Source organism: Paenibacillus sp. YIM B09110, assembly GCF_037167145.1.
Taxonomy (GTDB): domain Bacteria; phylum Bacillota; class Bacilli; order Paenibacillales; family Paenibacillaceae; genus Pristimantibacillus.
On sequence record NZ_JBANSP010000007.1, the window covers coordinates 74,168 to 87,725 of the forward strand.

Annotated in this window: 12 protein-coding genes; 5 read left to right on the forward strand and 7 right to left on the reverse strand. The window is 49.6% G+C overall.

Annotation, left to right across the window (positions count from 1 at the left end):
* Positions 1 to 60 precede the first annotated feature (60 nt).
* The gene (locus tag V8F51_RS12650; RefSeq protein ID WP_337100611.1) at positions 61 to 1,236 is read left to right on the forward strand and encodes an ATP-grasp domain-containing protein; all 1,176 of its coding nucleotides are present in this window, start codon (positions 61 to 63) and stop codon (positions 1,234 to 1,236) included.
* A 52-nt stretch (positions 1,237 to 1,288) separates the two neighbouring features.
* Here the strand turns inward: V8F51_RS12650 and V8F51_RS12655 are convergent, their stop codons facing one another.
* The 3 genes from V8F51_RS12655 to V8F51_RS12665 form a co-directional block, all read right to left on the reverse strand.
* Positions 1,289 to 2,647 (reverse strand): catalase, encoded by a 1,359-nt coding sequence (locus tag V8F51_RS12655; RefSeq protein WP_337100612.1) that lies wholly within the window; start codon positions 2,645 to 2,647, stop codon positions 1,289 to 1,291.
* A gap of 300 nt (positions 2,648 to 2,947) precedes the next feature.
* Positions 2,948 to 3,220 carry an alpha/beta-type small acid-soluble spore protein gene (locus V8F51_RS12660; RefSeq protein ID WP_442956425.1) on the reverse strand — a complete coding sequence of 91 codons (273 nt, stop codon included), beginning with the start codon at positions 3,218 to 3,220 and terminating at the stop codon, positions 2,948 to 2,950.
* A 54-nt stretch (positions 3,221 to 3,274) separates the two neighbouring features.
* Positions 3,275 to 3,919 (reverse strand): peroxiredoxin-like family protein, encoded by a 645-nt coding sequence (locus tag V8F51_RS12665; RefSeq protein WP_337100614.1) that lies wholly within the window; start codon positions 3,917 to 3,919, stop codon positions 3,275 to 3,277.
* Positions 3,920 to 4,065: 146 nt separating this feature from the next.
* On the opposite strand from V8F51_RS12665, the gene V8F51_RS12670 reads away from it, so the two are divergent.
* Positions 4,066 to 4,674, forward strand: coding sequence for a TetR/AcrR family transcriptional regulator (locus V8F51_RS12670; RefSeq protein WP_337100615.1), 609 nt, complete (start codon positions 4,066 to 4,068; stop codon positions 4,672 to 4,674).
* On the opposite strand, the gene V8F51_RS12675 is transcribed toward V8F51_RS12670, so the two are convergent.
* Positions 4,666 to 5,541, reverse strand: a complete 876-nt coding sequence (locus V8F51_RS12675; protein ID WP_337100616.1) for a LysR family transcriptional regulator — start codon at positions 5,539 to 5,541, stop codon at positions 4,666 to 4,668. The two genes, V8F51_RS12670 and V8F51_RS12675, sit on opposite strands and share 9 nt — an antisense overlap.
* Positions 5,542 to 5,652: 111 nt before the next feature.
* Here V8F51_RS12675 and V8F51_RS12680 point away from each other — a divergent pair, with 111 nt between their 5' ends.
* Together V8F51_RS12680 and V8F51_RS12685 are read left to right on the forward strand one after the other, a co-directional pair.
* Positions 5,653 to 6,369, forward strand: a complete 717-nt coding sequence (locus V8F51_RS12680; RefSeq protein WP_337100617.1) for a tautomerase family protein — start codon at positions 5,653 to 5,655, stop codon at positions 6,367 to 6,369.
* 70 nt (positions 6,370 to 6,439) lie between these two features.
* Positions 6,440 to 8,065, forward strand: coding sequence for an S-layer homology domain-containing protein (locus V8F51_RS12685; RefSeq protein ID WP_337100618.1), 1,626 nt, complete (start codon positions 6,440 to 6,442; stop codon positions 8,063 to 8,065).
* Positions 8,066 to 8,126: 61 nt separating this feature from the next.
* Here the strand turns inward: V8F51_RS12685 and V8F51_RS12690 are convergent, their stop codons facing one another.
* Positions 8,127 to 10,514: a glycoside hydrolase family 2 TIM barrel-domain containing protein gene (locus V8F51_RS12690; protein WP_337100620.1), complete on the reverse strand. Its 2,388-nt coding sequence runs from the start codon at positions 10,512 to 10,514 to the stop codon at positions 8,127 to 8,129.
* Positions 10,515 to 10,694: 180 nt separating this feature from the next.
* On the opposite strand from V8F51_RS12690, the gene V8F51_RS12695 reads away from it, so the two are divergent.
* Positions 10,695 to 11,546 (forward strand): helix-turn-helix domain-containing protein, encoded by an 852-nt coding sequence (locus tag V8F51_RS12695; RefSeq protein ID WP_337100622.1) that lies wholly within the window; start codon positions 10,695 to 10,697, stop codon positions 11,544 to 11,546.
* A gap of 53 nt (positions 11,547 to 11,599) precedes the next feature.
* On the opposite strand, the gene V8F51_RS12700 is transcribed toward V8F51_RS12695, so the two are convergent.
* Both V8F51_RS12700 and V8F51_RS12705 read right to left on the reverse strand, forming a co-directional pair.
* Positions 11,600 to 12,868: a sensor histidine kinase gene (locus tag V8F51_RS12700; RefSeq protein WP_337100623.1), complete on the reverse strand. Its 1,269-nt coding sequence runs from the start codon at positions 12,866 to 12,868 to the stop codon at positions 11,600 to 11,602.
* On the reverse strand, positions 12,868 to 13,545 hold the full coding sequence (locus V8F51_RS12705; protein ID WP_337100624.1) for a response regulator transcription factor: 678 nt from the start codon (positions 13,543 to 13,545) through the stop codon (positions 12,868 to 12,870). Before V8F51_RS12705 ends, V8F51_RS12700 begins: the two co-directional genes overlap by 1 nt.
* Between the last annotated feature and the right edge of the window lie 13 nt (positions 13,546 to 13,558).

A 13,558-nucleotide genomic window follows, 5' to 3' on the forward strand; every position in this document is an offset into this window, starting at 1 on the left:
ATTTCTGCTAGAGCGAATACACTAGCTTTTGAGTACTGTGAATCGAAGGGAATGGTAGAATTGGAGCCGCTTCTTACGCTTGAACAAATTTTCGGCCGTGGATGTGTCATGAATGGCAGAGGCTCGTATCATAACAGCCAGTGGCTTCCTGGTGAGCTTAGCCAGGATTCATCCTCCGGCAGCTTGCTGACGGTAGCCGGAGACATACCGATGTTCTGTCATACGGATGTCGGGAGAGACTGCTGTCTCGAATTGCTCCAAGCCGCCGGCCACCGTGTCGGGGCGAATCTGCTTAAGTACACGAATGCTGACAGCTACTATGCACGGTTGAATGAATTGCAGCAAGACGGCAAAAACGTCATATTCAATTACGCGCATCTGCCGAATGAATTCGAGGCGGAACAATATTGGACCCCGAGGGAGCTATTATTATTTCTCAACAATAAGCGGAATTTGTCTGAGCTCGTTCCAGGGCGACATGTTCCAAGCCGCGTACTATTATCGATAGAACAATTTTTGAACAAGGACCGATATGCTTTTGATTATCCCTATGTAGTCAAGGCAGCTACTGATCAGCCTAACGGCGGGGGAATCGAGGTTGTTATTTGTTATTCGCCTGCGGATTTGGATCAGGCCAAGGAGCTTTTCGCCTCCTGTTCTTACGTTGTTATGGAGCAGTATCTCGATATCCGCAAAAATTTTTGCATCCAGTTCGCGCAAACGGTTGATGGGGAACTGGTGTATTTGGGCTCGGCCGAGCAGATTATAAATAAACAGGGGAAATATTCGGGAAACTGGATGGATGTGCATGACCAGCCGCCTGCCGAAGCGATCGATCTATGCAAGCAGGTAATGCGCAAAGCGGCAGAGCTAGGTTACTATGGATTCGCCGGCATTGATACGGTTATTACGGAGAATAATGACATTTATATCATCGATCTGAACTTCCGGCAGAACGGGTCGACGGTGGCGCTTCTCTTTCAGAATAGTGTCGCAGAGGAGTGGGGGGCGACGGTGATGAAAGCGAGGAAATGGAAGTCGAATCTAAGTTACGATGAATTCGAGCTGCATGCTCGAGCGTTGATAGCGGAGAAACGGCTGCTGCCGTTATGTATCTATAACCCGGCGATGCAGACTGCAGATAAGCCGATATTCTTGTCAGGGGCAGTCGTGGGCAAGTCCAAAACGGATGTGTTGGAAACGGAACGGTATATGCTAACGCTGGGATTCGAATAAGGCCGCATGAAGCAGCCCCCGACTTGTTATTAAGGCGGGGGCTGTATTATTTTTATAAGCCTTTATTGTGGGATTGAATTTGCTCGGTTACCCGCGCTCCTAGCTCTGCCGATGCTTGGTGCAGATATCCTAAGACGATATTTTGCGTTTCGGGAGAGATGCCGGCGAGATCAGTTGAAAGGTTGCTTACCAGGTGGTCTTGCTGCACCGAATCCAAAGCGCGATAAAATTGGCCAGCTTGCGTGAAGTTATCTGGTTTGGGTATTTCGGAACGCGTAAGACGCCCTTGGACATGTTCGCCGTTACCGCTGGTCACAAGGGAAGCGGGAGTCCAATGTTGTTGATGGTTGATCGGAACTTTGCGGTAGTCGGGTCCCATTCTATAGCGCTGCGAGTCCCCGTAAATATTGGCGCGGCCCTGCAGCATCTTATCATTCGATAACTCGGCGCCTTCCAGCAGGTTAGAAGGGGAGAAAGCGATTTTTTCAACTTGTTCCATATAGTTTTCGGGATTACGGTTCAATACGAGACGGCCAACCGGGAGCAAAGGGTATTGTTGTTCATCCCAGATCTTCGTATCATCGAGCGGATCATAAGGGAGTGCAGCTTCATCCTGAGGGTCCATAAGCTGTACATAAAGTCCGTATTCAACGGGTGTTCCCGCTGCAAGCGTGTCATACAGATCTTTGCCCGCGTAATCGGGATTGTCGCAAGCGATCCGCCCAGCCTCATGACGATCGATATATTGGACGCCTGCCATCGGAATCCAGTGATACTTTACGTAGGAGCGCACACCTTGATCATTTCGCCATACGTACGTATTTACACTGTGGCCCGGGATGTGGCGGAGACTTTTGACCGTTCCTCTATCCGAGTAGAGCCATACGAGAAAGTTGGTCGCCTCTGGGGCTCTGGCTATGAAACTCCAAAATCGTTCGGGATCCATCAGGTTGTTAACGGGCGATGGCAAGAAGGCTTTGATCGACTCGGGAAAGCGTATCGCGTCACGTACTAGAAAAACGGGAATATGATTGCAAAGCAAATCAAAAACGCCGTGCTCGGTATAAAACTTCGTGGAAAATCCGCGCACATTGCGAGAAGTATCCGGAGTACCTTTGTTGCTTACGGCAAGGGAAAACCGTACCGTAACGGGAACCTGCTGTCCAGGCTGCTGCAAAAAGCAAAGCTTCGTATACGGGGCCATGGAATGAACGGTTTGAAAGTACCCGAAAGCGCCATAACCTTTGACGTGCACCGGTCTTTCCGTAATTTTCGTATGTACAAAGGTTTCGAGCGTCTCGTGTAAAATATTATCCTGCTCCAGCACGGGTCCTCGGTCTCCGACCGTCTGCGAGTGATAGGCGGCTGGTATAACTCCCGCCGATGGAGAAGCTTTATGATTGTCTTCCATGATCCGAACCTCCCAAAAAAATTCAATCCCCTAATCCTTGCTATCCTATTCTCGGATGGCATCTATTAGTACAAGATAAGGGGAATGAAATTAGAGCTGTTCGAAATATCGTATAAACCAACCTTACAGATAATTCTAATTAAGGGTTTTGATCGAAAAATCGTACAAAATCATCGGCTGCGTGGATGGATTAACGACTTTTGTATGATAAATTGATAAATCGTATACGTTTTGACAATGTACATCTTGTTTATCTGGTCTTGTGTGAAAAATTATACAAAATCGAGATCCGGAGTAGCGTTAATCCTGCTTAGACAGTTTATCTTGCGCAAGCCGAATCATTTCTCGAACCATCGAGCCGCCGATTTTGCCTCCGATATGTCCTGCATCTTCGGTTGATAATTCGCCGTTGTAGCCTGACTGGAGCGGGATGCCGAGCTCCTTGGCAACCTCGAATTTTACATCGTCCGGTCGATTCGGATTAACGGCGTAGCCTTCGCGCTTCATTACATCGGCTTTGAACGCTTGCATGGCTTGCTCCGCACCAGGTACTGTATATCTTCTTCTAGCCAATATGGACACTTCCTTTCATTTTGCTTGTAGTGTGCCCTTATGATCGGAAGTTGATTAAAGCTTGTGCAATTGATCGACAATGGCGTGAGGTTCAAGCCGCTGCATGAAATCGGGATTCGCATAAGCGAAGCGGATGAGGCCGGTCGTATCGATGATGAATATGGAAGGAATGGGGAGAATCCAGCGGTCGGTTGCATTATATTCGGCGAGATTCACTTTGAGTGTATTTGCCATCTTATGCTGCAAATCAGAAGGTACATCGAATAATACGCGATAACGGTCGGCTGCTATGCCGTTCGTATCGCTGAGGACGTGGAAACGAAGGTTCTCTTTCTGCTGCTGCGACAACGTGTTGTCAGGGCTTTGCGGACTTAAGGCAATTAATTGAGCGCCCAGTGCTTCGATATCGGGCAGAATGCTCTGATAAGCTCGAAGCTGCAGATTGCAGAAAGGACACCAGCCTCCGCGGTAAAAGGTTAATACGACGGGACCTTGTTCAAGCTGTTCATACAGGTTTACTGCTGCACCTTGCGCATTGTTAAGCGTAAAATCTAGTGCTTGCTGCCCTTCCTGCAAGCCGTAAACCGTTCCCGATTGCTTCTGCTCGACCATTAGGCGATAGATTTCATCCTGAACGTCCGCGGGCACTTTAACTGAAAACTGTTTTTTGGCTTCGTCCAGCATCTCGCTGAGTAACATAGGCTATTCTCCTCCTGTACATTCATTTCGAAAAAAGATACCTATCGGTATTTTTACATTAGCATAGCAGCTTCCTGTCACGCAAGCATATTTTCCTTTGGTATAATGAAGCTAATTAGGATTTGCATGCGCAAAGGGGATTGGACATGCTTAAGGGAGAAAACACCCGCAAACATATTATCGCGAAGTCGGCCGAGCTGTTTAACCAAAAGGGTTATGCAGGCTCTTCCTTGTCGGATATTACAGAGCTGACGGGCATCAAGAAAGGCGGTATTTACCGCTACTTCGCCAGCAAGGACGAAATCGCCATAGAGGCTTATCAATATGCAGGAAGTATCGTGAGCCGCACCATCAATGAGGCGCTTGATGAACAATCGACGGCGATGGGCAAGCTGCTCGTGTATCTAAAGGTGTATGCGAACGTAGTGGAAGATCCGCCTTTTGTAGGCGGATGTCCGTTGCTCAACCTAGCTACGGAGAGCGATGACAGCCATCCGGTCTTGCGGGCGAGGGCGCGTCAGGGAATGGATAACACGTTGGATGCGATGAAAAGGATCATTTCGGAAGGTGTTGAATCGGGAGAGTTCAAGGCGGACCTGGACATTGAGGCTCTAGCGACCTTCACGTTGTCCGTAATGGAAGGGGGCATCATGCTCAGCAAGCTGGAGGGCGACAATCGGCATGTCCGCATGAACATCGAAAGCTTATCGGCCTACTTGAAGGGAATGTGCTTACGCAGTCAACCTTCAATGTAATTGGAATTGTTCCGTTATGAGCTTCATCAGAAGCTTCTTCGAGGCAGATATATATTCATCTTTGCGCAGCTGAAGCAGGCCGACCTGAATGGTGGAATCGTCCATCTCTACTTCAACCTTCACAACATCGGGTGGTAGGAGCGTCGAGTCGAGGACGACCCCAACAGCAGCCGTTTGTCTTATAAAATAAGGGATGGCGGAGATTTGATTGACCGTGCTTAGAGCGGAAGACCTCGTGTAACGGGATAATTGCTTCGCTATCCGCAGGTGGTATAGACAGGTACGGCCTCCGATAACGATTGAATAGTTCAGAAGCTCCTCGAAAGGAATGCTGTTTCTATCGCTTAAGGGATGGCCGCTGTCCACAACAAACGCAATATACTCATTATAAAGCGGTTCGAAGCGGAACGGAGTCGGGTCGGACGGCTCGCCGCAGAGCGCGAAATCCAGCTCATCTTGCAGAATGGACTGCGAGAGGGAGTCGGTATTTCCCATGACGAGATGACAGGTTATGTTTGGTTTAAGGGTTTGATATTCACGAAAAGCATTTGGGAGCACGGAGGTCATCAAACCTTCTAGCGCTCCAATCCGCACTTCGCCGATCTCCTCGTCCGACAGCGCCTTTGCTTGTTCAGATACGTAGTTCCAATGGGCAATAAGTCCATCGATCTCTTCTGCTAACACTTTACCCGCATCCGTAAGCTCCATATCCCATCCCCGTTTGAAAAGCTTTAAGCCGAGCTCCTTCTCCAGTCGCTGGATCTGATTCGTTATGGTTGACTGCGCATAATTCAATTTCTCCGCTGCACGAGTGAAATTGCCTTCTTGAAGGATCGTTCTGAAGGCAGTTAGTTCCTTTAAGTCCACTGTTCGCACCACCTATATCGATATTATTGAATGAGTTTATTATTTTATTCAATTATACAAATGAAGATGCGAGGATTACAATGGTGACATCAGCTTGGGGGAGGGGTATTCATGCCATTCATCAGAGTCAGTTACCATGAAAATCAATACCAATCAAAGCAGCTTGAATCGATAAGCAAAACGATTATGAACGCGCTCATTCAGCATTTCCATGTGCCGGCAGATGATTGTTTTCAGGTGTTTCATGCGCATAAGAGCAGTGAATTCGTCTATGACACGAACTATTTGGACATCGAAAGAAGCGACGGGCTGCTCTATATCCAAATCACGCTTAAATCAGGAAGAACGATTCAACAGAAAACGAGCTTCTATGCTTTACTGGCAAAGCAATTATCGGATGCCATTGGCATTAGGAAAGAAGATGTATTCGTTGTCCTTGTCGGTACGGAATTCGAAGATTGGTCGTTTGGCAACGGCCAAGCCCAGATGCTTGAGCGCAAAAAAATGGCTACAACGAACGTCCGCGCATCGTTAGGAGAACTTGCACCTGCATTCGTCGACTATTCGGAAAATGTACTTTTCGGAGATTTATGGAAGAGAGAGGAGCTGTCGCTGCGGGACCGCAGTTTCGTTACGATATCGGCATTAGTTGCTAACGGGCAGACCGAACAGCTACCGTATCATCTTCGATTAGCGATCAATCATGGATTGACTCAGGAGGAGATCATCGAAGCGATTACGCATCTTGCCTATTATGCAGGCTGGCCGCGCGCGGCATCTGCCTTGGAGACAGCGAAAAATGTGTTCCCTACTCTACCAGTATTTTAACGATGATTAATAGTAGTATCCTTGGTATAATTCCACGATTGGAATAATCCGAGGAGGACTTACAAATCTCGTGAAGCTTATTGTAAGGAAAATCGTAACCGTGGCAATCGCTGGTTGCCTAGCGGTAAACATGTTGCCGCAGGCAGTATCTGCCGCCGCGAAGACGCTGCCGTTTGATGATATTAGTACGAGCTATGCACGCGATGAAATCATAGACTTATATAATAAGAAGATTATTACCGGTACATCAGCTACGAGCTTTTCTCCCAAGAAGTCGATTACGAGAGCTGAGTTTATAACCGTTCTGGATCGTCTGCTGAAGCTTGAACCCGTGACAAGTCCGGTGTCTCCTTACACCGATGTCGCGAAGAGTGCTTGGTATTACGGCTGGATACAAGCGGCTGTTCAGCTTGAGCTTGCAAGCGGCACGTCGGCTACGGCGTTCGCTCCGACGAAGCCTGTCACACGTCAGGAGGCGGCTGTCATGATTGCAAGGGGGCTCAAGCAGACAGAAACTGAAGCCGCGTCCAGTTCCTCTTACAAGGACCAAGACCAAATTGCCGGATGGGCAAGCGAAGCTGTAGCTTCGGTGAGCGGGCTAGGTTTAATGAAAGGCGATGAAACCGGCAGCTTCCGGCCTTCGAATCCGATTACGAGGCAGGAAACGGCCGTCCTTCTGGCTCGCGTGCTGAAGCAGGCGAGTTGGGCATCGGAGCTTGAGACTAAGCTTGACGAGCGCATTGTATTGGGGTGGCAGTATGGACAGACGACTGCGCAGTACCAGAGTAATATACTAAAGTCGAATGTGAACACGCTGTCCCCTCGTTGGTATTTTGTGGGGAGTACGGGTGCTGTATCGGATGGGACGGATGCCGCGCTTGTAACATGGGCGAAGAAGAACGCCAAGAAGGTATGGGCCATGGTCGGCAACCGTTCCGATCAAGAGGCTACTCATCAATTATTGTCCAGCGCTTCTGCAAGAACGAAGGCGGTTGACGCGCTGGCCGCCCTTGTAATCAAGTATGGGCTGGATGGGCTTAATATCGATTTCGAAAACGTAGCTCCGGCTGACCGCGCGTATTTCACAACGTTCGTGACGCAATTAGCAGTTAAGCTTCATGCCCTGGGCGCTGTGCTTTCCGTTGACGTCTCGCCCGATCTAGGAACCGACTGGACCGAAGCATTCGATTATGCCGCGCTCGGGAAGCAAGCGGATTACATCGTATTAATGGGCTACGATGAGCATTACGGCGGCAGCGTATATCCCGGTCCGAATGCTTCTCTTCCGTATGATCGAAGCGCAATTAAGACGCTGACGAAAGTTGTGTCCAGCAAGAAGGTCATACTGGCGTTTCCGTTCTATAACCGCGATTGGTCGTTAAACTCGAATGGCACGGTTGCGTCCTCCGCTTACGTTTCGTTGACCGAACAGAACCAATTATTGTCCAGCTATGCGATGAAGCCGGTATGGAATTCGACTTTGGGGCAATATGTGGCCAGCTATACGAAGGGATCGATTAAGCATACGATATGGATTGAGGACGGACGCTCCCTGATCGCGAAGTATCGATTGGTCGTGCAGAACGGATTAGCAGGCGTTGCCTACTGGCATATCGGCGGTGAAAGTTCGGATATATGGGCCAGCCTCAGAAACGCGGAGAAATATGAAGACTATAACTTCGACAGCTCCAATTGAAGCTGCTCCATAACGGAAAAGCACGTTCAGCGCCCTTAAGCGTCGAACGTGCTTTTTGCTTTTATACGGTCGTAATCTCCACTTGCGCAGGCTGCAGTCCGCGAGACGCCGCTTTCACAACGATTCGTCCCGGCGCCTGTTGCGTTCGAATGTAGGCAAGAAGCTTGCCGTTGAACGCTTTTCTGGATTTGGAGCTATACGGCGTGAGGTCCTGACTATCCCCGTTCTCGATGCCGATGATTTCTCCCGGCCCTTCGACAGACAGCTCGATCAAATCATCAGATCCATATACAAAACGACCTTCGCTGTCGGTAACCTGGATTTCGACATGGGCAATATCTTCACCGTCTGCCTTCAGGTCCGGACTATCCACATGCATCGCGATCTGCTCCGGCTTCGAGACGGTACGAAGCACACACGTATATGGATTACCGTCAGCGCCTTTGGCAACAGCTTCTAAGATACCCTCTTCATAGGCGACTTCCCACGTCAAGTAAAGCTTCGGAGCATCGATAAGATGTTTTGCGCCGAGCGAACGGCCATTTAGGAAGAGCTCGACTTCTTCGCAGTTCGTATGGCAGGCGATCTTAAGCTGCTCGCCTTCCGCCCAGTTCCAATGGGGAACGCCGCCTGCCCACCTTCCGCGTGCTCCATGCTCGGAATTATCCACTTTCATTGAAGTAAGGTGGACCATTGGTTTGTCGCTCCATAGACTTTGACGATAGTAATAATTCGATTTTTTAAACCCGGCTAAATCCATGAATCCGGCTTGAGCGACTCTAACGGGCCATCCCTTTGCTTCTCCCAAATAATCGATTCCGGTCCATATGAATTGGGCGCTTATATAGTCATTGTCCCTGACGGCTAGCCACGCTTCGAAGCTGGAGCTGTTCTCGCTCCCGAGGGTTACTCTGTCCGGATATTTCTGATGATCCTCCTCGTAGAACTGCTCTTTGTAATTGTAGCCTACTACATCGAGGGCATCCGCATAGCCGGTCAGATTGGACAGCTCGGGAAACGCAAGCGCTGCCGTCACAGGCCTTGTCGTGTCGCATTCTTTGACGTACTTCGCGAGGCGTCTCGCAATCGTTGCAAGCCTATCGGCGTTCGGTTTATTCGGATCGTATTGTCTTTCCGCTGCCGGCTTGTTGGCATCGTTATTGCCGGTCATCGTCTCGAAGTATGGATGGCAATACGGATCATTCGGATAATCGACTTCATTGCCGATGCTCCACATAATGATGGAAGGATGGTTGCGGTCCCTCAGCACCATCTCCTTCAAGTCCGCTTCGCCCCACTGCGGAAAGTCCTCGTAATAGCCAAAATGCTTAGGCGGATACACATTGTGGCCGGTCGACCACTTGTTCTTCACGCCTTCCCATTCGTCGAACGCTTCGTCGATGACGAGGAAACCCATGACGTCGCATAAATCAAGCAAATTCGGCGCGGGCGGGTTATGGCTCATGCGAATCGCATTGCAGCCCATCTCTTTCAGGGCCGTAAGTCTGCGAACCCATACTTTCGCGGGCACTGCAGCTCCGAGGCCGCCTGCGTCATGGTGCACGCATACGCCTCTCATTTTCATATTGACGCCATTCAGGAAGAAACCCTTGTTAGCATCGAACTGGATTGAGCGAATACCGACAACGGTCTGTACCTCGTCAATCAGCACGCCTTCTTTGCTTAGCTCCGTACGCAACGTATACAAGGAAGGGCTATCCGGCGACCATAGCTTCGGATTAGCGACAACAATAGTCGCGTTACTTTCCGCTCCCGATTCGGCGAGTACGGTCCATGCATCGGTCGCTTGCCCGATGATTTCGCCGTCACCGTCCACTAGCACATTCGTCACTTGTATCGTCTCGTCCTGGAGGGTCTCATTAGACAGTCGAACCTGAACGGCCACCGTCGCTTGCTCCGAGGATACTTCCGGCGTCGTTGCGAATACGCCGTATTGATCGATGTGAATCTGATCCGTAACGGTTAGATAGACGTCCCTGTAGATACCTGAGCCGGTGAACCATCTGGAATCAGCGATGTCCTTGTGATCTACCTTCACCGAAAGGACATTGTTGATATCTCCAATGGACACACAGTCCGTAATATCATACGTAAACGTGCTGTACCCGTAAGGTCTCTTCCCCAAATAATAGCTGTTGCACCATACCTGGGCGTTGTTATAGATGCCCTCGAAGGTGATATACACGCGCTTTCCTTGCAGATCTTGCGGCAAATCGAACCTTTTTCGATACCATCCGATACCGCCGGGCAGGTAGCCGGTTCCGCTGGAATGCTCCTCGGAAAATGGTTCTTCGACGGACCAGTCATGTGGCAGAGTCACATTCCGCCAGCTTGCGTCGTCGAAGCCTTTGTACCATGCGCCAGGCTCGTCGCCTCTGTGGAACATCCAATCCAGATTCATCCGTTCAATGCGTCTTCCTTTGCTCATCGTCAGTCTCCTTTTCGCTCCCTAAGCTGTAGGAACTCTTATATTTAGGACATTCACAAAATTGCGCTTCATAAACAGTTCTTTGTGATGGCTGCGCTTTCATTATAAGGTTATAATGAGCATTGGAGAATATCACATATTGCTATAAACATAGACAAAATTGTTGTCGGAGGATGAAGCATGATCAGTATATCGGGTAATGCGATGAGAGAGTGGCATGAGTTCGGAGTGGCGAATACGGATACTTTTCTAACCGTGAACTGCTGCGGCTACCAGAAGCTGATGACAAAAAAGTTGGAGCGCAATCGCGATCAAGGCAGAGCAGATTATCAGCTCATCTACATCGTCAGAGGTAAGGCTGTGTTTCGCTTCGGCGAAGACGCGATCGAGGTGGGCGGCGGACATATGGTCTTCTATGCGCCGGGCGAGCCGCAAAATTATTGTTATTATGCCGAAGATACGACGGAGGTCTATTGGATTCATTTCAGCGGGCATGCGGTTCACGATTATTTGGAGCAGTTCGGGCTGCTCGGCGGGCCCATTCATGAAATAGGCATGATGGATGAGATCGTCGCTTTGTATAACAAAATCATCTACGAGCTGAATACGAATAAGCCGCTTAGCGGCCATGTGACAACGGCCTATCTTCTGGAGCTGCTTGCGCTGCTAGGGAGGAAGCTTCAACATGCGGAGGAGAATCACAAGGGGAGACAGCATGCGGATATTACGATGATTATTGGCGTTATGCACGAGAGATACAGCCAGCAGCTCGTCATCGCCGATCTGGCGAGGCAGATTAGCCTTAGTCCATTCCGGTTCATCCATAAGTTCAAAGCTGTAACGGGTTCGACGCCGCTTAAATATGTGACCGATATCCGCATGAATGAAGCGAAGAAGCTGCTGTCGGAGTCTTCTCTTCATGTGCGGGAAGTAGCATCCATTGTCGGGTACGACAATCCGCTCTACTTCAGCAGGATTTTCCGAAGCACGGTAGGTATTCCGCCCAGCGAATATAAGAAACAGTTCCAATAGTGAACAAAGACCAGCATATGATCGATCATTTGCTGGTCTTTGTTGTATTTCAACTATACAAGCTGCACGTAGAACGTTGTCGTCTTGCCCAGTACGCTCTTCGCGTGGATTTTGCCCTTGTGCTGCTCGACGATCGACTTCGCAATAGCTAGCCCAAGGCCGTAACCGCCTTGCTTGCGGGATCTCGAACGGTCGACACGGTAGAAACGGTCGAAGATGCGATCCAGATGCTCGGGAGCAATCCCTTCGCCGGTATTGGTCACCGCCAGTTGAATATCGGTGGCGCGCTTCTTGAGCGCCAGTATGATCAAGCCTTGGCTGCCGGCATACTTGATCGCATTATCGAGCAATATCATAACGACCTGCTTAATCTGCTCGCCGTTGCCGTTCATCACAAGCTCCGGGTCAATCTCATAGCTGAGCTCTATATTTTTTTCGAAAATAACGGCTTCCATCGTTAAGATTACGCTCTCTACAGCCTCACTCAAGTTGAACGGCGCGTAAAGCATTTTCTCCCTTGTATCGTCGATTTCCGTCAAATAGAGAAGATCATTGGTCAACGTCTTCATACGTTCCGTCTCCGACTTAATATGGTGTAGCCACTTCGCCTGCTCGCGTATCGTGTCGTCCCGATTGGCGAGCAGGACATCCGCATTCGTGTTAATAACCGCAAGCGGCGTCTTCAATTCATGGGAGGCGTCGGCGATGAAGCGCTTCTGCTTGTCGAACGCCTCCTTCACCGGGGCAATGGAACGGTTGGCGAAATAACGGCTTGTGAAGTAAATGACGATGAGCATCACCAGCGCAACCGCAAGGAATGTATAAATCAGATTCATCAAGATCGTCTGCTGGGCAGTGACATCTAGAAATACGATGTTATAGCCGGTCATTGTATTCTGCACCGAGAAGGCCCACTCGTTGCCATCCAAGCTGAATTGGCCTCGATCCGAGCTGGAAGCTTTGACTTTATTAATCGCATCTGTATAGAAAGCTTCATCCATATCGAAACGCGAATCCGTTGCGGTCATGTTCCACTCCTCGTCTGTTTGAAGCGAGAAGGAGACTGTGCGATCCGGCTGCCACATCATATCTTTGTTTTTGCCTCCATGGGGAGGCCCGCCGTCGCCGTCCTCGCGCGGCTCGCCGCCCATCATACCGTCTGACGGCTTGAAGAATTCGGATACCCGATTCAGATCCATCGTGATATCATTGTGCACGTTCCGGTACGTGATCGTGTAGATCGAAGCAAAGGCGATGAGCATAATAATCGTAATGATGGCCATATTCACGATAAGGAATCGATTGCGCAGTCGATTGAACATTAGGACGTCACCTCAAGCACGTAGCCTACGCCCCGGATCGTATTGATCTTCACCGTCGATTGAAGGAAGTTAAGCTTCTTCCTCAGAAACGAGACGTACACCTCCACGTTATTATGTTCAACCTCCGAGTCGAAGCCCCAAAGCTTCTCGATAATCTGCTCTTTGGAGGTAATTGCGCTTTTCCTCGATACCAGCAATTCCAGCAGCTCGCTTTCCTTCAAAATAAGCTTAAGCTCTTTGTTCTTGCAAGATACCTTCAAGGTCGCCGTATTTAATTCGATATCGCCGAATTTAATCGCATCATCGGGCACGACCTCGCCCTTCCTCCTTAGAGCTGCCCTTATTCTTGCCAGCAGCTCCTCCGTTGAGAACGGCTTGGCGACATAGTCATCGGCCCCGTAATCGAGTCCGGCGATCTTATCGGACGTTTCTCCCTTGGCGGTCAGCAGAATCACGGGCGTCGCCAGCCCCTTTTCCCGAATCGTCTTCAATATCGTAATGCCGTCCATTTCCGGAAGCATAATGTCGAGCAGCAGCAAATCGTATATTCCGCTTAGCGCATTGTCGAGTCCCGATTCGCCGTCATGCACGACATCGACGGAGTAATTGTTTTTCTTCAATATTTGGGACAGCGCCTCCGCCAGATGAACTTCATCTTCTACTATTAATAAACGCATTGTTGTTTCCCCC